Source organism: Streptomyces caniferus (assembly GCF_009811555.1).
GTDB lineage: Bacteria > Actinomycetota > Actinomycetes > Streptomycetales > Streptomycetaceae > Streptomyces > Streptomyces caniferus.
In genome coordinates this window covers 1551599-1574757 of record NZ_BLIN01000005.1, presented here as the reverse complement: position 1 = coordinate 1574757, position 23159 = coordinate 1551599, and the positions used below count along the sequence as shown (strand labels likewise).

Annotated in this window: 20 protein-coding genes; 8 read left to right on the top strand and 12 right to left on the bottom strand. The window is 65.8% G+C overall.

What is annotated here, in order from left to right; genetic code table 11:
- Positions 1-36 precede the first annotated feature (36 nt).
- From Scani_RS23510 to Scani_RS23455, 12 genes are all read right to left on the bottom strand, one after another.
- A complete protein-coding gene (locus Scani_RS23510) occupies positions 37-1317 on the bottom strand; it encodes a nucleotide sugar dehydrogenase (RefSeq protein ID WP_246296121.1) in 1281 nt (426 codons plus the stop codon).
- Entirely contained in the window at positions 1314-1784 is a 471-nt protein-coding gene (locus Scani_RS23505) for an NUDIX hydrolase (protein ID WP_159479551.1), read from the bottom strand. The genes Scani_RS23510 and Scani_RS23505 overlap by 4 nt, the downstream gene beginning before the upstream one ends.
- Before the next feature lie 14 nt (positions 1785-1798).
- Positions 1799-3064 carry a DegT/DnrJ/EryC1/StrS family aminotransferase gene (locus Scani_RS23500; RefSeq protein ID WP_159479549.1) on the bottom strand — a complete coding sequence of 422 codons (1266 nt, stop codon included), beginning with the start codon at positions 3062-3064 and terminating at the stop codon, positions 1799-1801.
- Positions 3061-4023: a phosphotransferase gene (locus tag Scani_RS23495; protein ID WP_159479547.1), complete on the bottom strand. Its 963-nt coding sequence runs from the start codon at positions 4021-4023 to the stop codon at positions 3061-3063. The genes Scani_RS23500 and Scani_RS23495 overlap by 4 nt, the downstream gene beginning before the upstream one ends.
- Positions 4020-5714: a carbamoyltransferase family protein gene (locus Scani_RS23490; RefSeq protein WP_159479545.1), complete on the bottom strand. Its 1695-nt coding sequence runs from the start codon at positions 5712-5714 to the stop codon at positions 4020-4022. The genes Scani_RS23495 and Scani_RS23490 overlap by 4 nt, the downstream gene beginning before the upstream one ends.
- A 5-nt stretch (positions 5715-5719) precedes the next feature.
- Entirely contained in the window at positions 5720-6811 is a 1092-nt protein-coding gene (locus Scani_RS23485) for a hypothetical protein (protein WP_159479543.1), read from the bottom strand.
- The gene (locus tag Scani_RS23480) at positions 6808-8097 is read right to left on the bottom strand and encodes a radical SAM/SPASM domain-containing protein (protein WP_159479542.1); all 1290 of its coding nucleotides are present in this window, start codon (positions 8095-8097) and stop codon (positions 6808-6810) included. Before Scani_RS23480 ends, Scani_RS23485 begins: the two co-directional genes overlap by 4 nt.
- 233 nt (positions 8098-8330) lie before the next feature.
- Positions 8331-8765 (bottom strand): NUDIX hydrolase, encoded by a 435-nt coding sequence (locus tag Scani_RS23475; protein WP_159479540.1) that lies wholly within the window; start codon positions 8763-8765, stop codon positions 8331-8333.
- 233 nt (positions 8766-8998) lie between these two features.
- On the bottom strand, positions 8999-9733 hold the full coding sequence (locus tag Scani_RS23470) for an HAD family hydrolase (protein WP_246296120.1): 735 nt from the start codon (positions 9731-9733) through the stop codon (positions 8999-9001).
- Positions 9730-11238 (bottom strand): NsdA family TPR-like regulatory protein, encoded by a 1509-nt coding sequence (locus Scani_RS23465; RefSeq protein WP_159482331.1) that lies wholly within the window; start codon positions 11236-11238, stop codon positions 9730-9732. The genes Scani_RS23470 and Scani_RS23465 overlap by 4 nt, the downstream gene beginning before the upstream one ends.
- 716 nt (positions 11239-11954) lie before the next feature.
- On the bottom strand, positions 11955-12674 hold the full coding sequence (locus Scani_RS23460) for a 2'-5' RNA ligase family protein (RefSeq protein ID WP_159479538.1): 720 nt from the start codon (positions 12672-12674) through the stop codon (positions 11955-11957).
- Between the two features lie 18 nt (positions 12675-12692).
- Entirely contained in the window at positions 12693-14003 is a 1311-nt protein-coding gene (locus Scani_RS23455; protein WP_159479536.1) for a helix-turn-helix domain-containing protein, read from the bottom strand.
- Between the two features lie 622 nt (positions 14004-14625).
- Here Scani_RS23455 and Scani_RS23450 point away from each other — a divergent pair.
- The 8 genes from Scani_RS23450 to Scani_RS23415 all read left to right on the top strand — a co-directional run bounded on the left by Scani_RS23450 (position 14626) and on the right by Scani_RS23415 (position 23137).
- A complete protein-coding gene (locus Scani_RS23450; RefSeq protein ID WP_159479534.1) occupies positions 14626-15534 on the top strand; it encodes a phosphotransferase in 909 nt (302 codons plus the stop codon).
- A 126-nt stretch (positions 15535-15660) separates the two neighbouring features.
- Complete coding sequence (locus Scani_RS23445; RefSeq protein WP_159479532.1) at positions 15661-15918, top strand: helix-turn-helix domain-containing protein; 258 nt, start codon at positions 15661-15663, stop codon at positions 15916-15918.
- Between the two features lie 329 nt (positions 15919-16247).
- Entirely contained in the window at positions 16248-16703 is a 456-nt protein-coding gene (locus Scani_RS23440) for an NUDIX hydrolase (protein WP_159479530.1), read from the top strand.
- Complete coding sequence (locus tag Scani_RS23435; RefSeq protein WP_159479528.1) at positions 16700-18697, top strand: ABC transporter ATP-binding protein; 1998 nt, start codon at positions 16700-16702, stop codon at positions 18695-18697. Before Scani_RS23440 ends, Scani_RS23435 begins: the two co-directional genes overlap by 4 nt.
- A 119-nt stretch (positions 18698-18816) precedes the next feature.
- Entirely contained in the window at positions 18817-19776 is a 960-nt protein-coding gene (locus Scani_RS23430; RefSeq protein WP_159479526.1) for an NUDIX hydrolase, read from the top strand.
- 69 nt (positions 19777-19845) lie between these two features.
- Positions 19846-21657 carry a glycoside hydrolase family 15 protein gene (locus tag Scani_RS23425; RefSeq protein ID WP_159479524.1) on the top strand — a complete coding sequence of 604 codons (1812 nt, stop codon included), beginning with the start codon at positions 19846-19848 and terminating at the stop codon, positions 21655-21657.
- A 21-nt stretch (positions 21658-21678) separates the two neighbouring features.
- On the top strand, positions 21679-21873 hold the full coding sequence (locus Scani_RS23420; RefSeq protein ID WP_159479522.1) for a hypothetical protein: 195 nt from the start codon (positions 21679-21681) through the stop codon (positions 21871-21873).
- A gap of 391 nt (positions 21874-22264) precedes the next feature.
- Complete coding sequence (locus Scani_RS23415; RefSeq protein ID WP_246296119.1) at positions 22265-23137, top strand: hypothetical protein; 873 nt, start codon at positions 22265-22267, stop codon at positions 23135-23137.
- Positions 23138-23159 lie beyond the last annotated feature (22 nt).

Genomic DNA, 23159 nt, shown 5'->3' with positions numbered 1-23159 from the left:
GCCATGTCCTCGGGTAGGAGCAAGTCGGACAACAGGTCACAGGCGTTCGACATGCGCGCCGCTCAGGCGTGCTCGGCAATCCAAGACGTACGGCGCATGGTCCTCGATGAGCTGGAGATCGAACGCATCGTGGTCGGTCAGCAGGACGACCGCGTCGGACGTCGCCGTATTGTTCGCGGTGAGCTGGGAATAGTGCACTCGGACATCGAGGCCGACCGGATCGTCGGCGTGAGGGTCGACGATCTCAACGTGAGCTCCGTGTCCGGCCAGGAGTCGGGCGATGGTGATCGTCGGGGAGTTCCGGGTATCGCCGGTGTTGGGCTTGTAGGCCATGCCGAGCAGGAGGATGCGTGAGCCGTTGACCGGCAGGCCCTTCCGGTTGAGTGCATCGGTCAGGCGCTTCACGATATAGGCGGGCATCGCGGAGTTGACCTCGTCGGCCGCCTCGATCAGCCGCAGTGCCTGGCCTGTCTGCCTCCGGACTTGCCAGGACAAGTAGGTGGGGTCGACCGGAAGGCAGTGCCCGCCAACGCCGGGGCCGGGTGTGAAGTGCATGAAACCGAAAGGCTTGGTGGATGCGGCATCGAGTGCCGCCCAGATGTCGGTGCCGAGTTGCTGGGCGTGGACAGCGATTTCATTGACCAAGGCGATGTTGACTTGGCGGAAGGTGTTCTCCAGGAGTTTCGCCAGTTCGGCGTCGCGCACCGCAGAGACTTCGACGACAGTGTCGACGAGGCTCCGGTAGTAGTCACTCACGGCTTTCAGAGACGCATCGTCTACCCCGGAGACGATCTTCGGCGTATTTTGGAGGGTCCATATTCGGTTGCCGGGGTCGATCCGTTCGGGGCTGTAGCCGAGGTGGAAATCCTCACCTGCCCGAAGCCCGGAGGCGGCTTCTAATAATGGCTTGAGAACGTCGTCAGTCGTTCCCGGATACGTGGTGGATTCCAGGATGATGACACAGCCCGGCTCAAGGTGTGGCGCGAGCGCCAGGCCGGCATGCTCGATCGCGGAAAGATCTGGTGCGCCGTCGCGTAGCGGGGTCGGAACCGCAATCACTGCGACATCGAATCCGGCCAAGTCTTCTGGGCGAGTCGTTGGCGCGTAGAGCCCGTTCGCCAGAGCTGTCGCGATCAGCTCCGCCGGCACGTCAGGGTTCGACGACTCTGCGGCTTGCAGCCGTTTCACGCGGTCTGCGTCGGTGTCGAATCCCACGACCTGGTGGCCGACTTGCGCTGCCCGGATGGCCAGCGGCAGGCCGACGTAGCCTTGGCCGAGTATCACTGTGCGCAACGGTTCGGAGGGTGCGTCGATCACTGTGACTCGACCTGTCGGGGCAGGTCGGCGGCCAGCAGACGCTCGTGAAGCTCACCCAGGGCTGTGCGGTTGCTGTCGAATTGCAGCAGGTCGTTGACCGCCTTGTAGTCCAGCCACTGGACGTCGGTGTGTTCGTCAGAGAGCTTGATTTCTACGTCGGTCAGGTCCGCGGCGAATGAGTACTCAGGCACAACGTAGGTTCCCGCTGGCCAACTGTGTCGATCAGCGAAGAACCGTGCTGGGATGCTCGCGGTGGTCTGCAGGGGGTAGAGCGCGACTGTCCGATCGAGGCCGAGCTCTTCACGCGCCTCGCGGACGGCAGCCTGCTGTGGGCTCTCGCCTGATTCACCGCCGCCGGCGACTGCCTGCCAGATATTCATGTCCTGGCGGCGCAGAACGGCGTATTCGATCTGCTCGCCGACACGGCGGAATGGTACGACGAGGATTTGGAATGGTGCTCGGGGCATGTGACTCTCCTTGGCTAGGAATCGGATGGAACATGGGTCGTGGCGCGCTGAAGTTCCGCTTCGCGGAGTTGGCTGCAGTTGTCGTGGACCTTCTCCACTGCACGTACGACATCGGCGAGTTCCGATGGGTCTTCGAGCAGCATGCCTGACCCGGCTGCCTGTCCGAACAGCACCAGCCTGGTGCAGGCAGTACGGGCCCGCGTACACGACACGGTTCGTGAGTGCGCATAGTCCTGGGCTGCGCCGTCGGCGTAGATCGGCTCGTCGGGACAGGCGATGAGGTCGCGGAGACCGACAGGGATGCCTTCCGCTCTCAGCGCGGAGCGGAAGGAGCTGGTCGAAATGTTGCTGAATGCTTCGGCGTCGATGGTGAACGCGAGGGAGAACCGGCCGTGTCTGGTTACCCGTGGATCGAGATCGGCGGGCACAGGCCGCAATCCTGGCCCGCTGGACAGCACGCTGGTGAGGAACGCTGCGCACTTGGTCTTCGCTGCGAGTTGGCAGTCCAGGCGTTCGAGTTGGACGCCCAGTATGGCGGACTGAAACTCGCTGAGCCGCAGGTTCCAGCCCAGTTCGGGGTGGTGACCGGTGACGCCAAGGGGGCGCCCGTGATCGCGTAGCGACGCTATACGTGCCGCGAGCTCACCATCTTGTGTGACAACCGCTCCACCCTCTCCGGCGGAGATGTTCTTGGTATTAGCGAAGCTGAACACGCCGACCCGACCAAGCGATCCGGTGTGAGCGCCTTTCCAGGTCGCGCCGAGAGACTGGGCGCAGTCCTCAACGATCGGGACGCCGCGTTCCTCGGCGATGAGTCCGAGGCGGTCCATGTCGGCAGGGTGCCCGCCCAGGTGAACGGCAATGATCGCCTTCGTCTTCTCGCTGATCGCAGCTTCCACGGACGAAGGGTCGATCGTGTGGGTGGCAGCGTCGATGTCCGCGAACACCGGCACACCGCCGAGTACGGATACTGCGGTGGCCGTCGCCACATAGGTCATGGCGGGGACGACGACCTCGTCACCGGCTTGGACACCAAGTGCTCTCAGGGCGATCATGAGTCCAGCAGTACCGCTCGACACCACCGCCATGTGCGGAACGTCGAGGTACTCGCCGAGCGCCCTTTCGAACGCCTCACCTTGTGATCCGCTGTGGACCCCTCCCCAGCGGCGGCTGGCGAGGACACCGGCAAGCGCACCAAGCTCCGCCTGGTCGGACTGCGGCCAGGCTTGGAAGGCACGGGTCCGTATGGGCGGCCCGCCGAAGAGAGCGAGGGTGGTCACGGCTGAGCCTCCTCTGCGACCCTGCGCAGGAGGTCGCGGTGTTCGATGATCCAGGTCAACTGCTGGTGGCGGGCACGCGCGAAAGCCGGCATGCCGCGGATCTCGCCCTGGGGCGTGGTGAAGGTGCGTGTCTCCGCCGCTTGAACGGTGAGGTATAGGTCGATCATGATTGCGCGATCGGTTGCGGGGATCGGGGCGACGGCGTGGTACGCGTTCAGATAGTCCCGGAACGTCGATCCCAACCGGTGCGCGGACAGCCGTGGGCTGATGCAGGCTATGAAGGCCCGGACGATCTCATAGGGCCGCGGGAAGCGGGAGACCTGATCGAAGTCGATGAACAGGCGACGGTCCGGGCGGCGCGTGATGAGCAGGTTGTCCGGACGTGCGTCGCCGTGCACCCAGCTTCGGGGCTCGGCAGCCAGCGACTGCGCTTCGAGCCCGAACTCCGCGAGGATCGTGATTCGCCATTGGATCGCTTCCTGGCTGGCTGCATCGTCAGTCTGCCGCCGGATCCGCTCCAAGTCTGCCGCGGGAGGGTCGGGCAGTTGAAGAAAGTTGGGGCAGCGACCCTGCGGGCTGAAGCCTTCGAAGTGGCTGTGCAGAGCGGCGAGAGCGGAGGCAAAGCCAGCTGGCCCAGCCCGCTCCGCTTGATCGACGTACTCGGCCACGGTGTACGTGGCATCTTCGACCTGGGCGGTCCATTGGCCATCGCGAGTGAGTCTCAGGGGCGGGGCGAGGCCGGCCCGGGCCGCGTGCTGATGTGCCTGAGCTGCGAGTTGAACGCGTGCCGAGTCGAACCGCCGGTTGCACCGTTTTACGACGAGCAGCCCCTGGGCCGTGGGAACCACGGCGGACTGTCCGACGTGCCCGCCGGAAAGCAGCCGCGCAGGTCCGCTCACCTGTAATCCGTACTGGCGCAGGCACGCGGACAGCTCCACCGCGCCCATCGTCGTAGTCACTTGGTCAGCACCCGATTCCCCATGACGAGCAAGTCCAGCCCCGAAGAGTAGAAGGTGCGGATCGCGTCTTGGGGGCTGCACACGATGGGTTCCTCTGCCAGGTTGAACGAGGTGTTGAGGACCGCGGCGACGCCGGTCCGGTCACGGAATCCCGTGATCAGCCGGTGGAAGAGCGGATTGGTGTCCACGGTCACGGTCTGAGGTCTGGCGGTGCCGTCGATGTGGACCGCGGCAGGGATGAGGTTCCGCGCCTCGTCCCGCACCGGCAGCGTGCGCTCCATGAAGTACACCGCTGGTTCCGGGCCGAAGTAGGTGGCGAAATCCTCAGCAAGTACGGCCGGGGCGAAGGGCCGCCATGGCTCACGGAATTTCACCGCGCTATTCACCTGGTCACGCATGCGCACACTGCGGGGATCGGCGAGGATGGAGCGGTTCCCCAGCGCCCGCTGCCCGAGTTCCATGCTTCCCTGGAACCAGCCGATGATCTTCCCCTCGGCTAGCGCGTGTGCAGCGGCATCAGCCGGATCGTCCACAGCCGGCGCGCGCAGCTTGGCCAGGGCCAGTGCCTCGTCGATCGCGGTCTGCTCAAAGGAAGGTCCGTAGTAGTTGTGAGTCATAGCCGGACCGCGCTCGGCCTCAAGCAGGACGCAGTGCGTGTACAGGGCCGCGCCGATAGAGGTGCCGCTGTCATCGGGACAGCTTGAAATGAAGACCTCGTCGAACGGCGTCGAGGGCGTGATCTTCCCATTGAAGACGGAGTTCATGAACGTCCCTCCGCCCAGGGCAACCCTTTTCAGCCCCGTCTGCTGGTGCAGGTCGGCGAGGAGGTAGTGAAGGGCGTCCTCCAGCACATGCTGGACGGCCGCGGCGATGTCATGGTGCCGGGCGGTGACGGGTTCATCTGGTAGGCGGGGCGGGCCGAAGCGGTGGATGAACGCCTCGCTGACGGCGCTGCGAGAGGGGCGAAGGTAGTAGGCGAAGTAGTTGAGGTCGAGGCGGATCGTGCCGTCTTGAAAGCCGATGAGGTCTCGGAGCAGCTTGTAGGCAGCGCTGTTGGGGTCGCCGTAGGCGGCCAGCCCCATGACCTTCCATTCGTCCCGGTCAATCCGGAAGCCCAGATATTGGGTGACTGCGCCGTAGAGCAGCCCTACCGAGTGGGGGTAGGGGATGGTGTCCATCGTGGTGAAGGTGTTGCGGTTCCCGACGGCGCGCAGCGCGGTGCAGTCCTCGCCTCGGCCATCGACAGTCAGGACCGCGGCCGACTCGAATGGTGAGAGGAAGAAGGCGTTCGCCGCGTGCGCATCGTGGTGATAGACGTAGTCGATGTGCAGCGGCTCGCCTGCGGTCTGCAGGATCTGTGTGGCGCACCCTTGATACGGCGCGTCCAGTAGAGCGGCGAGGTTGTTCGGTATCGAGTAGAGCCCTTCGGGATGCCAGCGGGCGCGTCCGGCATAGCGGCCGTCGGGCACGCTCAAGTCGATCGTCGGGTTCGTGCTCACCGCGATCCGGTCCAGGCCGCAGAGACCATCTGGGATGGTGGACAGGCAGTACTCGATCGCGCGGGCGGGGAAGTCGCGCGCGTGCTTGCGCCGGGTGAAGCGTTCTTCCGCCGCTGCCGCCAGGACGTGTCCGTCCTCGATCAGCGCGGCCGAGGAGATGTGCAGATCGCTGGCGATTCCGAGAATGCGCATATTCCTCATCCATCCACCGACACGCGGCACACTAGGTCTTCGATCACTCGGCTCGTCAGCGGGCCCGCAGCCGGCGGTTGAATCAGCCGGTACGTGGGAACCTGCGGAATCCGCAGCTCGGTCTCGCTGGCCGGTCCGGCCAAGGCTGCCTGCTGGGGGAAGACGTCGGCTGGACGGCGCAGCAGGTTGTGCGTCCACAGCATCCGGCGTTCGTCATCGTTGAGCCTCTCCAGACGCGGTGTGACCGCGTGTGGATCAAGGTACGGTTCAATGGCCAGGCCGAGATGGCATTGAGGCATCACCGTGCTGTCTGCCGTGGCGGCTAACTCCTGCGGCCGTATCCCAAGACGGGTCTCACGGTCATTGCGGTGGGCTTCGATGTCGCCGAACCGCTGAGACCACCGGCGCATGAGAGAGGCCCGCAGCGGGCCGTCACCCAGGGCCAGCACGCTGCCCGCGCGGATCCCGATCTGGATGGGGAAGCCAAGAGCGTTTTCGGCGTTCGAGTCGGCGTCTTGCACGAGGGCGAACTTGTCGTTGCCCACGAGTGCCGCCCCAAGGCTGTCCAGGCAGTGGAGCAGCAGCGTCGTCTTGCCGGCTGTCCGCCTCCCGACCAAAGCCACGCCCACCCCGCGGAGCGTGAAACACGCCGCGTGGAAGAACGGGCAGCCATCCCCAAGGAGTGTGCGAAGTACCAGCGCGCGCAGTACCCGGACCGCCATCAGCATGGGCTCGTCGCTGGTGGCTGCCACCAGGAACAGATGGACTGTTGAGCGAGTGTCATCCACCAAGCAGACTGTGTCCGACGAAGGCGGCAAAATCGCTCGGCGCAGGGGCGATGTGAGCCGGGCGTCCTTGACCGAGCGGATCAGTTCTGGGCCCACGTCATGAATGAAAAGCCGTGCTCTCGCTGGGGAATCTCCTCGAGCGAAGAAGCCTTCGGTGTACCACGCCACGTAATCGACGACCGGTGGCGGCGCGAAAATTTCGACTCCCGCCATCAGGGCGCCGAAACGGTCTCGGCAAAGGAAAGTAGAGGGGCGACGTGCCCAGGCCTGCAGATCGCTGGCCGATAAGCTGTCCTGCACAGATGTCACCGCTCGATCAGGTAGGCACCGCCGTTGACCAAGTTGGCCACGTGCCCCTCCAGAAGATCGATACCGCCGGTCGCTGCGACCTGCTTGGCTTCTGCCAGGAGCCGGTTCGACCGGTTCTTGAACGGGTCGCAAACCTTGGGGCAGATCATTGGGAGCTGGCTGCGCAGCTGTCCGCGCAGCTTGCCTTCCCAGACGGTCGCGAAGGACTCTTCCAACGCGCTGCCGTAGCTGAAGCCGCCAGGCCGGGGGTGGTAGTTGCACGGGTACAGACATCCGTCGGAGCCCACCGCGGCCATGAGGTCGGTGATCGAGCACGTAGAACACGTCCGCGCCATCTCGGCGGTCTGACCGATCTTGTGGATCTCAAGCAGCCGGAAGGCATCGGTCGTCAGATCACTGCGGATCTGCTCGATCAGCCGGGACGCATGGCTGGCCTGATCGGGCGTGAGTGGGCGTTCGCCGGAGTTGTCCTGCTTCAAGCGCAAGCTGTCAGCGCCTGCTTCACGAATAAGGCGGGCAGCCGTATAGACCTCATGGAAGTTCTCGGGATACATGACGAAGGAAGTGTTGATCTCCACTTCCGATCCGGCTTCGGCTCGGCGCTGCACAAGCCGCGCCAGGTTGGCCATCGCGCGCTCGAACATGACCTTGCCGGCCTTGCGGCCGCCGTACTTCAGGTCGGCGTAGGTATCTGGTGTGCCGGCGTCGATGCTGATGTGCACGTATCCCGCTGGGAGCAGAGCTTCTATACAGGCGTCATCCATCAGTACAGCGTTGGTGAAGATCCCGTAGCGGATTCCGCGCTCGGCCAGCAGGGCGAACGCTGGGATCAGGGCCTTGCGGGCGACAAGCGGTTCGCCGATCAGCCCGGAGAACGACACTGCTTCCACTTTGAAGACATCGGAGCGGTCTTCGCCGCCCTGCCGGTAGGGAGCCTCGACCTCGTAGTCGACGATGTCACCGATCAACTTGAGCATGTTCTCCGGGCTCGCCAGATGGTCCGGGAGCCGGTCCGACGCGTCCTTGGCCGCGTCCAGCATCACCAACTGCTCGCGCCGCTCGTCCCACAGCTCAAGGGGGACGTGGTCTCCGATGCACCAGGCGCAGCGCAGATTGCATCCGCTCGAGGGATGAACCAAGACCTCATAGGGGGGAACCACCGCGCCCTGGGACACGGCGGCGAACCGTGCCCAGTGCCGCCTGAGCACGTCGAGTTCGTTGAAGCGGCCGGGCAGGTCGCCGCGGACGTAAGGGGCGAGCGGATTTGTCTCCGTCACATGGGACATGCGAGAACTCCCGGGCGTTGTCGGTAGCCGCCACGATTCTGCGGCAACTTGGCAATTCCATGACAATTCACCTGCTCGATGTGCTGCCGTGCTCAGAGGGGTACGGGGCCGTGAGCTGCGAGACAGTGGTACTCGGCGTCCGGACGGCGGTACATCTGGGCGATCGGATTGTGCTCGTGCTGTTCGTTGGTGCGGTGCATCGGCTGCCCCCGGGGGACGTGACCGAATGGAGCTCAGTCGTACAGGCGCCCCAGGAGGGCGCCCTGGCCGGCCTGCAGGATGTGGGCTGCCTCCAGCCGAATCCAGAAGCACTCGAAATGTGTGGGCTCCTGCTCCCCGTCGTGGTCCTCCTGGCTCATCCACCGCTCCGGAGTGGGCTCGGTCAGCTCCAGATGAAAGACGTGGCGACGCTGGAGTTCGAACCGGTACGGGCTGATGTCGTACACGGTCTCGCCGAGCTTCCGCGCGATTTTGAAGTCGTGAAGGCCGGTCTCCTCGCGGGCCTCCCGCAGCGCTGCCGCCTCCGGCGTCTCGCCCTCACGGATGCTGCCGGCCGGGACCTGGATGCCGACCTCCTCGTAGTCATATTCGGCGTGCCGGAACACCAGCAGCCTTCCCTCGCGCACGACGTAGCACAGCACCTTGTCCTTGGTGACCTTCTCAGGCACGGGAGTGTCCCTCCATTCATTCAATTGCTGTCCGCCCTCATGAGGAGCCCACATGACCGGGCAGATCGCCGAGTACTTCCAGGACCGGGGCATGACCTCGTACGTACTGCGCATGCACGGACACGAGCTGCGTAAAGCCAATTTGCGGGGAGCGCCTGCCCGTGCCGCAGCCACCGCCACAGCCCCGGACGACAACGCACAGGCCGCATCTGCCGCTCCTTCTCCGAGTCCGGTCAGAGACGTTCGCTCGGAGAAAGTGCCTCCGAAAGTGCGCCCATCAGCTGCTGGATGTCGGTCAACCCATCGAGCACAACGTCGGCTCCTGCCTGCTGGAGTGCCGTCGCAGGAGTCGTGCCGGACGCGACGGCGATGACAGCTGCTCCGCCTTCAAGCCCCGTACGGACGTCTTCGAGGGAGTCGCCAATGATTACGGTCTTGGAAGGGCCGAACGTGGAGCCGTGTTTGGCCTGGGCGCGCTTTTGGGCGATAGCGACGAGCGCCGGCCGGTTGTCGTCATCAGAGGCGTATCCCCCGATCTCGACATCCACGAATTGGTCGAGCTCGAAGGCTTCGAGTTTCAAGATTGCGTTTGGCTTGAGGTTGCCCGTGACCACCGTGGAGGCCAGGCCGGGGTGGGCATGCACTGCCCTCAGGGCAGCGACAGCACCTGGCATCAGTGCGCCCTCGCTTCGAAGGTCTGCCATGTGATCGGCCAGGCGTTTGGGGAGCAGTTCCGCTATGCGTGGCAGTAGCTTCGGCACCTCGCTGGCTGCCACTCCGTTCTCCCGAAGCAGGCTTCCGATCGCGAGGGGCATTGTCACTCCCGTGCCACGGGCGGGGAGCCGTTCAGCTGGGCGTCCAACCACTTCGAAGAACGCCTCCCGGTATACCTGCCGGTCAACATTGCCGACGTAGAGCAGAGTCCTGTCGATGTCCCAGAGCACGAGTGCCGGAGGGTTCTCGATCACCGCGGTACCCCCTTCCCTGTAACCAGAACAGACCGCTCAATCAGCTCCCGAGCGTGCGGTGTGTTGGAGACCATGCTGAGCTCGCTGGCCATGGAGTGGACGTGTTCGTTCAGCCGAGCAGACTGGAGATGCTCAGCAAGGTCCATGGCTTCGTTGGCCGTGGTGCCCCCGGCTTCTATGTCGCCTTCTCGGAATTGGGCAGTGGCTGCGCGGGAGAGGAACAGTGCCCGCGTCCGAACATCCGCCGGATTGAGGGCCTCCCTCGCTTGGGCAAGGCTATTGATCGCCTGCCGTGGGTTGCCGAGAGCGAGGTGACAGCTGCCAGCTTGTCCTTGGATCTCCCCGTCATTGATCCAATACAGCCAGTGCGGGTCGTGCTCAGATCGCCCCCGTGCGCATAGCTCCGTCGCCTGTCCCAATGCTTTGAGGGCCGCCTGCTGCGCGCCGAGCATGGCGTGCCCACGGGCCTGCCGGGTGAGCAGCATCGCTTCCAGGGCCGGCACATTCAGCGTCTTGACCTTGTCGAGGGCCGCCCGTGCGGCAGTGACCGCATCTCGCGGATGCCCTGTGGAATATCCGCGAATCGCCATGTAGGACAGCGCGCCAGCGCCCAATCGCGGATCACCCGATGCGCGGGCAGCACGTAAGGCCGCCAAGAAGTAGGACTGGGCTTCGTCAGGCGCGCCGGAGTCGAAAGTGAACCACCCTGTTTGCGTCGCCGTATCCGCGATGAGCCCTGCAAGCTGTCGGCCCGCGGACTCGTCGTACGCGCCGTGCTTGGCAATGTCTCGAAGGAGCGTTAGGTGATCGTCACCAAGCTTCGCAACGGTGCCGCTTCCGGAACTCGCGTCCATTCCCCGAAGGTGGTTTGTCGTTTTCTGGAGAGACAGCAGCAGCTCGTTGGAGACCCTGCTGCCCTTCTGCAACCGAACGAGTGGTTCCGCCTCGGCCACACTCCAGTTGTGCACGTATGCCGTCAGCGCGATTCCGCTCACTGCAAGGAAGCCGCGACGATCCATTGCCCCACCTCCTACCGCTCGGGTCAGTGCCGTCACCATACGGTCCACCGTCCACGGGAGATCGGGGTCTTGGTCGTCCGCGGCTGCAGTGACGGTGGGCAGTTGAGGGGGACGAACTGGTGCAGTGGGTAGTGGGACCTTGACGAGTTCTGGTGGGGTGCCAAGCCCTGACAGGAATTTAATGATCTTGTCAATATGTGTCAGCCTGCGGGACCCTCGCTCCATCATCGAGAGAAACGGCTGAGGCACCCCAGTGAGGAGGGCGATGTCCTCCTGCCGGAGCGATCCACGTTCGCGTACAAGGCGGCTGACCTGCCCAAAGTCCCAGGCCGCCAGCGCTTGGTGTACCTGGGGATCCCGCCAAACCCGCTGCGGTACAGATGGCCACACGGCAGTTGGCCGTGAACAGGGTCCGCATTTCGCTTCTGCGTTGTAGCGACTCAAGGTGGAGCCGCACCCGATGCACCGCCGTCGGTCTCCCTGCATGAGCCTGCCTTCAGCTTGGCGTCCAGAACCTTGCCCGTTCAGCATCTCGCAAGCCCATATCACATGAGTGATATCACTGCTGTCATGTGCACAGCCGACCGCGGGAGCACATCTTGGCCACAGTCGATTGCTACGCGAGACGGAACGACCAGAAGGCGAACGAGAGCCAGTCGCCAGATGGCGGATTTGGTGGATAGCCTCCCGCAGTGCTTGGAGGGGCGCTCGTGGTCGACACCGCCCTCGCGGCAGAGGTGCGCGCCATCTCGCGGGCAGCCCTTCCTATGTGGAGAGCAGGCGAACTCTGCGGCACACCCGCGCTGTTGGTGACCACTTCCTCACCAACGCCATTCAACACACCCAGGCGGCCCAGAGTTCAGTCCGCGCCAGATGGAAATCGCCTGTGCTGCGGGTGGAAGTGCAGGATGGTGATCCTTCTCCGTTAGCCGCCCGATCTACCTGCGATGACCTCGATGCCGCGCACGGTAGAGGCTTGTATTGGGTCAGCAGTCTGGCGGAACGCTGGGGAGCAGTACGAGCCCACGCAATCCGACATCCCAGACCGCAGACGACGCCCGATCTGGTCAGCCAACCCGCAGAACGGCGCTCGGGTGCCGCTCTGCATCGCTTCCGCGCTGGTCAATGATCTGGTGACGTATGTAGCGGAGCAGAGACTGCTTACGCCTGTGGACTGCTGACTCTTCCCCTCGCCGGCCGATTCAATGAAGGGTTGCCGTGGGGAGTTCCAGCGTGCGGATCACGTCCCATCGGTAGGCCGACGGCTCGCGCCGCAGCTCGACTATGTGCACCTGTTTCACCTCCGCCTCCACGGCGTCGAGGCCGCGCAACGGTCTCACCATGTCCCGGACAGTTGCCGCAGGCGTGGCCCGATTGCAGTAGCTGATACCGATGTGCGGGCGGAATCCCGATGTCGGCTTCCGAAGAGGAAGGCCGGCGTTCTCCCCTGCCTCGGCGAGCATGATGCGCAGATCGATCAATGGTGCCCACGGCGCGACGCTGAAGCGGATCGCGCCACGGGAGGCGGTCATGGGCACTGCCTGCAGGGAAACGGATGAGGAGGCGTCGACCTGGACGGAAGCGATCAATAGATCCAGTTGGTCCAGCGAGATCTCGGTCGACGACCCGATACGCCCAAGCGTCAGGTGGAGACCGTCTTCGGCAATGTCGTCGAAGGCGAGGGAGCGCAGCGCCTGCTGGCACTGTCGAGCCCGCTGGATGAGTGCGGAGGCACCAGGAAAAGTGATCATCCAGTAGTACGCGCGAGTGGATGCCGTCCACCCAGGCCTGTCCCAGTGATTCACCATCTCACTCACCTCGCCGAATGCGGCCCATTCGTGCGCGGCGATCACTGATGGATCGGCCAGGGACGGCGGAGGCGCCGGCGGAAAGGACGCCTGAACGTACTGGAGTTGCTGCACCCGCTGCTCCTCGATCGGTCACACGGCTGTGCCATCGTCGCAGACCTTGGCGATGAGCTGGGTCTGAGGGGTCGCTCGCCATGCCTGTAGCGCTTCGGCGAACTCCCTTACCTCGGGCTGGCCTCGCCATCGTGCCGCGAGAGCGTTCAATTCGCCGACACGCTGAACAACAGAGCGGATCGGCGGTCCGCTCCCGGCCGAGAGCACCTGCTGCCCAATCGACATAGCGTGTTCGACCTCCGGGCTTGTCCCGTTGAGGAGGGCCGTAGCCACGTCCAGACGGACCAGAGCGCGACTCCATGCCGAATCGGATTGCTCTACGAGATCATCAATCTGGTCGGCACACTCCAGGACTCGCTGAGTGTCGCCGAGAGCGAGATGGGCAGTAGCCGCGTTTGCCAACGTTCGAGCGGCGCCATAAGGGACAAATGAGATACAGGAGGTTAGCCCGCCAGGTAGTCGATGCCGCACGGTGAGTTCCTCTGCGACGGCAAGTGCCCGTTCAGCTCCCGTCCTGTCGCCCATCTTGCCCAGTGCCCTCGCCCGTCCATTGGCCAACAGCCGGATGGCCTGCGGATGCGCCGGCGCAAGGTCGACGCCAGCGTCTGCCCACCCAACAGCTGTGACGAAATCGCCTGAGTAGTACGCGTTGAGGGATCTGGTACCGGCGATCCACATAAGGAGGTCTTGATCGCCAATGGCACTCGCGAGTTTCTCGGCCTCAGCGCAGTACGCCTCTGCCAAGGAGTCACGGCCGGCGTTCACAGCCATGTAGCCGAGCAGTCCGGAAGCTTGTGCCGCCAAACGAAACAGTGCCTCTTGCTGACGGGGTGGCTGCCGCCCTTCCAAGAGTTCTTGCACGTATCTGCGCAGGTCTTCCGCCTCGGGCGCCATCCGATGAGGGCCTCTGGCCTCGTAGCGCGCCACTATGTCCTCCACCGACCGCTGCAGGACCTTCACGCTCTCAGGGTCCGTATTTGAGGAGGTGGTGGCGTTCATTCTCCTGGCGACGGCGAGAGGGCTCTCCCATTCGTAGGGCGGGATTTCCTCTGGTGCAGGAGCAGCCGAACCATCGTCTCCCGTAGCACGAGGTGCGGCACCAGAACGCGCAAGTGGCAGCCGCACGAGCTCAGGCGGGACTCCTAGTCCATCGAGCAGCCTGGTGATCTTGTCGATGTGAGTGAGGGGCCGAGTCCCATTTTCCAGCATGGACAACGCGGATTGGCTCAGGCCCGTCATCTGCGCTGTGTCTTCCTGTCGAAGAGAGGCAAGGTGGCGCACCAAGCTCAGCATCTTCCCCAAGTCCCATGCGGCCAGAGCCTCCCGCACCTGGTGATCCCGCCAAACATGCTCCGGAACCCTCGACGACGACAGACCCGCGTCGCCGACACCAAGGATGCGAGCACATGCCCCGCATCGCGGAGTGACGTTGTAACGACTCAACCGGCAACCACATCGGCTGCAGCACCGACTCTCCTCCCCGACCACCACGTCTCCCGTCCCCTGGTCTCGACCAACGCACAGTGTTTGGTCGTTATCACTTCAGTGATATCACCGTCGGGATGTGCGGCGAGGAAGTGCGGCAGGCATCCTCAACCTCCTGCCAACTAGCGGGAGAAGCGCGGTAGACGCGCCTCCACCTGGCCAATAGACCGGATCCCGTTCGGGCTTCAGAAGGTGTTGGCATACCGCGGCGCTGTACTCAGCCAGGTGGAGTGCCACACCGATCAATTGACTTGGCCGGATTCAAGCGTTGAGGCGACGTTCGTGACCGGAAGGTGAGATGCGCGCAATGAGACCGCAGCGCGTCGCCGCAGCTGCCTGACCGTCGCACCGATCTTTGCCCCTCCCGTATCCACTCCAGCTCGAAGCCTGCCCCCTGTTCAACCTGCTCTGATCGAGGAGTCTTCATGAGCTGCCAACGGCCAGTCGAATACGGAGATGGGTGGTCGTGTTGACCAGCATTCCGATGGCCCGGCCCCGCATGAGCATTCCGGGGAGCGTCCTCGATTGGGCTTCCTATGTGATCGGCCCCATCACGCTCGTACGCGACACTTCGTGGGATCGGGAGAGCTCCAAGGTCTGGGAACTGACCTGTCCCGACAGCACCCGGTACTTCCTAAAGATCTCGCCCTCCAAGGCGCTCTACGCACGCGAAACTCATGCCTACCGCTTCGCTGTGCCCTCCCTTGGCCCCGACCGCGCTCCCCGTCTCCAGGCCGCCGACCCCGATCAGCTGGCCCTGCTGCTCACAGCAGCACCTGGCCAGCCCGTCGCCGCAGGGCTCACCATGCGCGACCTCCTCAAGGTGCACCGTCAGGTCGGCTGGCTGCTGCGCGTGCTCCATGACGCTCCGCACGCCTCCAGCAGCGCTAGTTGGGACTCTCGCGCGGAGGTCCGCGCGCGAACGGAATCCGTGGGCAAACACGTAGCTGCGGCAGGTGACCTGCTCACGCGCACCGAGGAGGAGACGGTGCTTCGGCTTGCCAGGAACCTCCCGCACCTGGAGGCGTGCCCTGCCGCCTTCATCCACGGCGACGCGCAGGAACGCAACGTTCTCTGGGACGGGCGTAGCGATTGCGCTGCCCTGCTCGACTTCGAGCGGGCGCGACCTGCTTTGGCTGTTGATGACTTCGTGCATCTGGCCGTCGGCCCGTGGCAGCAACAACCGTGGCTGCGCAGGGTGTTCTTCACTGGGTACGGACGGGAGCTGACAGAGCCCGAGCGGCAGGTGCTGCCGATGCTGGCCGCGGCGGATGCTGTCAGCGGCTTGGCGTGGGGCACGCGTGCCGGCGACAACGAAGTCGTTCATCGTGCCCGCGTGACGCTCAAGCTGCTTTGCAAGGGAGCAGCCCTGTGACCCTGCACGAGGCGGCGGCCCGTCGGTCCGACGGCCGAAGGCCAGGATCCAGCAGCACCGTCGGTCGCTGTACGCGTGAGCCGCCATGTCGAGAGGCAGGCCGAGACCTGGCTGGAGGGGGGCCGCATGAAAGCGCGCCGGACGGAGCAGGGCGGTGCCTTCGACGGACTGTTGCTGACGGCGCGGGAGTCGGCCGGAATCCTCGACGTCAGTACACAGGTCGTGGAGCATCTCGTCTCCGCGGGATATCTCACCGCGGTGTATCGCGGTCAGCACTGGTTCGTCACCCTCGCCAGCGTCCTGGCATACCGGCGCCGGCGCGGTCACTCCGCGCGAAGCCTTCAGTTGGCAGCATGCTCCCGGGAGGCCCCGCGCTCTTCGTAAGAGCGCGCCCCTTGCCGAGCCGTTATGTCGCGGACCCGATGAGCCCCTCGTCTCCGGTCGACTCCTGTGGGGAGCAACCGGTCGGAGACGAGGCCGTACGCCGAAGGGCAGACCTCGGGCACTCCCTGGGCCTGGTGCTCCCTTCCCCCCGCTTCCCCTCCGACCGCCTACGTGAGGAGCAGTCCGTGACCATCACCGCTGTCCGCCCCCAAGCTGTACACAGATTCGGGGACTTGGCGCCGCCACGGCTCTGTATGGAATGGCCCTGGCACGAAAGCGAACCGGTTCCCGGCTCCCTGCCCGTCACGCAATGCTGGGGCTGGCTGTTCGTGCCCGACGGACGCTGCCTCGTCCTGATCGACACCCGCCGCAGACTGCCGATGCTCCCGGGCGGAACCGTCGAGACACAGGACGCCGACCCCACGCAGACCCTCCAGCGAGAAGCCCACGAGGAAGCACACCTCGCGCTCGGACCGACCCACTACCTCGGATACCTGCACGACACGACCTCGGCTGCCTACAGCGGAATCCGCGCCTGTGCTCGCGTCCGCATGGCCAGCGCCATCACCCATATCGGGCCTTCCATCCCCGACGCGGCCACCGGCGACACCATGCTCCGGCTGCTCGCCACGCCGCACCGCATCGTCGAGCTGTTCGGCTGGGGCGCGCAAGGACGTAAGCAGGCTGATGCCGCGATCCGCGCCGCCACTGGCCTGTGGAACTACCCCATCGCGCCCCAGTCCCCGGACATACAGCACGTCCCCGTCGAAGGGCTCCGCCCATGACAGAAGAATCCGCCTCGACCCCCCGCAGGGCCGCTGCAGACGGCGATGCGACGCCGGACCACGAGGAGCTTTTGTTCGGCGGCCCGTTGCGTTACGACATGGGTTGGAACAAGCATCAGGACGCGTTCCTTCAGCTGAACCTTCGTTCCATGGTCACCCAGCTCCCGAAGCTGCTGTCCGGCACCATCCGACTGGCTCGGCAAGCGGACCGGCGAGCTCTGCGGCTGGTCGCTCTCGCGGAGGTCGGCCGGGGAGTGAGCCAGGCCGTCGGCCTCATCGCCGTCAACCGCGTGCTCAGCCACCTACTGGACAGCGGAAGCACCGTCGACCGGCTCAGCCACGCGGCTCCTGCCCTGGCCGCTGCTGGTCTCACCGCCATGGTCTCGGCCGTCTTGCGCGCCTTGTCCACCGCGGGCACCGGGCAGCTGGAGCCGAAGGTGGAGCGGGTCGCCACCGAGATGTACCTCTCCCACACCGCGAACGTGGAGCTGGCGGCGATCGAGGACGAGGAATTCCACCGGCTCCTCGACAGTGCCCAGTACGGGGCCGGATCCGCGCGGCGGTTGGTCAGGTACAGCACCAGCATCGTCAACGCCCTGATGTCCCTCGTAGCCACCGCCGGGGTTCTCTCAGTGCTGCACCCCGCTTTGTTGCCAATGCTCGTCGCGATGTCCCTGCCCAGCGCGTGGGCCGCCCTGTCCGTGGCGCGCCGCCGCTACCTGTCTTTCCACGCCTATGTCCAGCACGCTCGTGCCGGGCAGCTGATCAGCAGCCTGCTGATCAGCACCGACGCAGCCCCCGAAATCCGCGTCCACGGTGTCGCCCCGTTCCTGCTCCGCAGCTTCCGTGCCATCTCCGAATCCCAGGAGGCTGAGCAGAAACGCCTGTCCCGCCTGGCCGCCCGCACCGGTCTGATCGCTGCCGCATGGAGCGGGCTGGCCGCCGTGGCCACGTACGCCACCCTCGGAGGGCTGCTGTGGACTGGGGCCATGGCCTTGTCCGTGGGCGGCACGGCCGTCCTTGCCATCCGCAACGGCGCCTCCAGCCTCCAAAACTTCGTCCAGCAGATCAACTCCGCCCATGAGGACAGCCTGTTCATCGGCGACCTCCACCAACTCTGCCGCGAAGCCGACACCCGAGCCATCCCCACCGGCGGCCTCCCTCTGCCTGAATTCCCCAAACAGATCACCTTCGAAGACGTCCACTTCACCTACCAGGGCAAGGACACAACTCGCGCTCTGGCCGGCGCCACCCTGACCATCCCCACGGGGAAGGTCGTTGCTCTCGTCGGTGACAACGCCAGTGGCAAGAGCACCCTGACCAAGCTGCTGTGCGGGCTCTATCAGCCGGATGCCGGACGCATCCTGTGGGACGACACCGACGCCGCGCTCGTCAACCGCACGGCGCTCATCGACAAGATTGCAGTCGTCGGCCAGGACTTCTACCGCTGGCCCTTCACCGCCGCCGTCAACATTGCCATCGGCCGCCCCGACGCCACGATCGTCCAGGAGCGCCTGGACCAGGCCATCGAGTCCGCCGCTGCCACCGAACTGGTCAAGGAGTTGCCGCGTGGCCTCAAGACGCTCCTTGCCCGCGGATACAAGGGCGGCCACAACCTCTCGGGCGGCCAGTGGCAGCGCCTGGGCATCGGCCGGGCCCACTACCGGGCAGCTGGCGTGCTGATCGTCGACGAACCCACCGCCGCCCTCGATGCCAAGGCCGAACAGGAATTCTTCGACAGCATCCGCACCCTGGCCGCAGCCGGCCAGACCGTCCTGCTCATAACCCACCGCCTCGGCTCGGTACGCACCGCAGATCTGATCCACGTCCTCGACCACGGCCGCGTCGTCGAAAGCGGCACCTTCGACGAACTCCTCGACGACAGCGGTCCGGGGTTCTTCCGCGACCGCTACCGCATCCAGGCAGCTCAGTACACAACGATCCCCACCCAGAGCGTGACCGCCTCCGACACCACAGCGAGCAGCCCCCGATGACCCGCACACCACACAACCGCCCCCGATGGCGCGTGCCCGTAGACCAGCAGTCCGAGATACCGACGGATCGACAGCCGATGGTCTCTGTAGCAGCCCTCGTCGTTGCCGCACCCGACTTCTTGATCGTCACCGATCCCAACCGCCGTGGTTACATCGAGCTCCCGGGCAGCCTCACGCACCGCCACGAGACACCTGAAGCGGCTGCCGAGCGGGTAGTTCGCGACCTGCTTGGCCTCACCCTGCCGGCTGGACAGCTGGTCGGCATCGACAGGGTCGAGCATCCCAACAGGTCCGTCATCACCCACATCTTCGCCGCCGGCCCGCTGACCCGACGGCAGACCCGCACCCTCAGACTCCACAACACCGGCGACACCGTCCGGCTTCTGTCCACCGCCAACGCCCTGCCCCTCCTGCCACCACGATCCCGGGGGAGAGCCGCCGCCGGGCTCAAAGCCCTCGCGGCAGATACCGTCGCCCACCTCGGCACCGGAGCCACACCGCCCAACAGCCGGTCCGCCCGGCCGGCAAGGAGCAAGGGAGCCCCAGCGGCTCCGGCAAATCGCCAGCCCGCCGTGCTGGTCGCGAGCAGCGCTGTGATCACGGACCGGCAGGATCGGCTCCTCATCGTTCGAGACAACGCCACCGAAGCGTGGCGCCTTCCGGGTGGCGCGGCCGATACCGCCGTCGGCGAAACGCCACGAAAGACCGCGGAGCGCTACGCGCTCCAAGGGCTCGGCCAGTCGATCGCGCTCGACCAGCTGCTCGGCATCGACTGGTGCCGCTTCCCCTCTCGCCCCGCTCAGGTGCACTACTTCTACGGAGCGGAGACGCCCGGCTGCCTCCGCATCGACAGCGTTCTGTGTCCACAGTGCGGCCCCTCGGTACGGAAGTTCATCCCTCCGGCCGCAGCCAGTACGTTCCTCTCGCCGCAGGACACCAGGCGCGTGCACGCCTGCCTCACAGCCCGGGCGGCACAGACCGGGGCCGTCGAACTCTCCGACGGTTACTCCGGATCCCACCTCTTCCTCCCGTGGGTTGGCGCAGGTCGCTCCCGCACCAAATCCATCCAGCAGGCATGAAGCACCCGCACCTCCTGCACCGCCGCCTGGCTCGCACCAGGCCGGCCCGTACGAAGATCGGAGACATCCATGGCCGGCCTCATCGAGGACTACGGACTGATAGGCGACACGCAGACGGCCGCCCTCGTCGGCAGGAACGGCTCAATCGACTGGGCGTGCCTGCCGCGCTTTGACTCCCCAGCGGTGTTTGCAGGGCTGCTGGGCACGGAGGAGGACGGATTCTGGCGGATGGGGCCGGTCAACGGCCCCGGGGGCCGGCCCGCACCGGCCGACCGCCGGCGCTACCGGGGCGATTCGCTCGTGCTGGAATCGGAGTGGGACACCCCGCGCGGTACCGTCCGGGTGATCGACTTCATGCCGCCGCGCGACGGCGCGCCGCAGCTGATCCGCATCGTGGAGGGCGTCAGCGGCCGCGTCCCGATGCGCTCACAGCTGCGGATGCGGTTCTCCTACGGCTGGGTCGTGCCCTGGGTGCACAAGGTGGACGACCGTACGGTCGCGGTGGCCGGGCCCGATTCGGTGTGGCTGGACACCGCGGCGGAGACGTACGGCAAGGACCTGACGACGTTCTCCGACTTCACGGTCTCGCCGGGTGAGCGGATCGCGTTCACGATCTCCTGGGAGCCCTCCCACAAGCCGCCGCCGGCCGTGGCGGAGCCCGAGGCGTCGCTGGAGGCGACCGAGGAGTTCTGGCGCGAGTGGGTCGAGCACTGCACGTACCACGGGCCCTACCGCGATGCGGTGGTGCGCTCGCTGATCACGCTCAAGGCGCTGACGTACGCGCCGACCGGCGGGATCGTGGCGGCGCCGACGACCTCGCTGCCGGAGTGCCTGGGCGGGGTCCGTAACTGGGACTACCGCTTCACCTGGCTGCGGGACGCGGCGATCACCCTGTCCTCCCTGCTGCGCACGGGCTACCGCGAAGAAGCGCGGGCCTGGCGGGAGTGGCTGCTGCGGGCGGTGGCCGGCGACCCGGAAAACCTCCAGATCATGTACGGCATCGCGGGCGAACGGGAGTTGGGCGAGAACGAGCTCAACTGGCTTCCCGGATACGAGAATTCCCGTCCGGTGCGGGTCGGCAACGGCGCCGCGGGACAGCTCCAGCTCGATGTGTACGGCGAGGTCACCGAGGCGCTGCACCTGGCGCACATGACGGGCCTGGCCCGTAACGACTACGCCTCGCTGCTCCAGCTCAAGCTGATCCAGTGGGTGGAGAAGCACTGGGACGAGCCGGACGAGGGCATCTGGGAGGTCCGCGGTCCGCGCCGGCACTTCGTGCACTCCAAGGTCATGACCTGGGTCGCGGTCGACCGCACGGTCAAGCTGATCGAGTCCGGGGATGTCGACGGGCCGCTGGAGCGCTGGAAGGACCTGCGCGAGACGATCCACCGGGATGTCTGCGAGAAGGGTTACGACAAGGAGCGCAACACCTTCACCCAGTCCTACGGTTCGCAGGAGCTGGACGCCTCGCTGCTGCTGATCCCGCAGATGGGCTTTCTGCCGCCGGACGACAAGCGCGTCATCGGCACGATCGAGGCGATCCAGCGGGAGCTGTCCACCGAGGACGGCTTCGTGCTGCGCTACCCGACGTCCGGTGCGGACGACCTCGGCGTGGACGGTCTGGAGGGCGAGGAGGGCGCCTTCCTGGCGTGTTCGTTCTGGCTCGCGGACGACCTCGCGATGATCGGCCGGGTGGACGAGGCCCGCAAGCTCTTCGAGAAGCTGCTCTCGCTCCGCAACGACCTGGGCCTGCTCGCGGAGGAGTGGGACCCCAAGGCCCAGCGGCAGGTGGGCAATTTCCCACAGGCGTTCAGCCACGTTGCTCTGGTTGACGCTGCGCTCCGGCTCGAAGCCCTGTCGCCGGACCTGGCGGTGGCATGACGGCCAGAAGGGCACAGCGCCGTGACACTTCACCTTTCGTTGGTCGTTGCTTTGACCGTGATTGTGTGTCTGCTCGTCCGCAAGGGCGGGCTCAAAACCGGCCACGCCGTGGCAGCCATCTTGCTGGGCTTCTATCTTCAGGGAACCTCGCTCGCTCCCAGCATCAGCCAGTTCGCCCAGGCTGTGATCACGGCGATCAGCAGCCTCCGTCTCTAGGCCGACCGCCCGGACGTATCGCGTCGGTCGGCGCCGCAGGCTACACCGGGCGCGGACGCCCCGAGGCGTGCCCAGCGGCCTTCACTCAGCCCCCACCCTTGCGAGGACTCATGACACCCCTGACGAACGCAGCCCCCGCTCCCGCGGTGCGCACCTCGGCCGGACATCAGGTCAAGCCACCCGCAGGCCGCAACACCTCAGCCGCATGCGAGACGACCTGATGCGCCCGGTGTATCACCCGGCTGGCGCTGACGACGACCTTCGCGTGGCCATGGTCGAACTCCAAGCAGGCCGGTGGAGAGCCGCTCGGAATCTGCTTCTCGCCACCAGCTCGCGAGGGCTCAGAACCTCGCGCACGCAGGTCCTGGCGGTCGCTGCCGCAGGGGCTGACGTGGTGGACGTGTGGCTGGCCGAGGAGCCGGACGCCTACGACCCGCAGGTGATGAGCGCTCGGGTGTTCGTGGAGAGAGCCCTGCGCGCCCACCGCCAACAACACACAGGTGCCGCCGAATTCGAGACGCGGGCCCGGCATGCGGCGCAGATGGCTGCGCAGCGTGCTCCGCAGGATCCGGTCCCCTGGGTGTGCCTGCTGGCCCTCGCTCAGATCGACAGGAACCAACGCCGCCCCGAACACCGCGTGCGGTCGGCGGAACCGATGGTGCCGCCAGGACCGTGGCAGCTGCTGGACGAGGTGACCCGACGCGATTCCTACAACCGCGAGGCGTACCACCGCGTCCTGCAATTCCTGCTCTCCCGCAACGCTCCGCCCTCGGCGCAGCTCGCCTCCGTCTTCGACTTCGGGCGCTGGGTGGCGTCCTGGGCACCCGCCGGCACACCCATGCTGCTCCTGCCCGCCTACGCCCAAGTAGAGCAGTGCCGCCTGCAGAGAGTCGAAGGGAAAGTTCATCCGCTGTGGCGGCGGCAGTGGGCCGAGGAACCCATGTGCACGTACTCCCGTGACGCCTTCCACGGTTGGTTCAAGAAGGCCGATCCCGCCATGCGGTCGCTGACCGACCTGAACTACCTGGCCTACGCGCTGTGGGCGAGCCACCAGTACCTGGAAGCGGCCGACGTGTTCACCGCAATGGAGCCCTACGCGACACGTGAGCCCTGGGCGTCACTCGAAGAACGGCCGCCTGGGGCTAACGGCGGTCAGGAATTGATGCTCCGGGCTCGCAGGGAGTCGTTGGCCTACGCGAACAGCCACGCCCCTCCCGCTTCCCCGCGCCAGAACCCCGCCGGGCACACCAGCCGATTGGCATGAACCTGCCCATCTCGCCTCGATT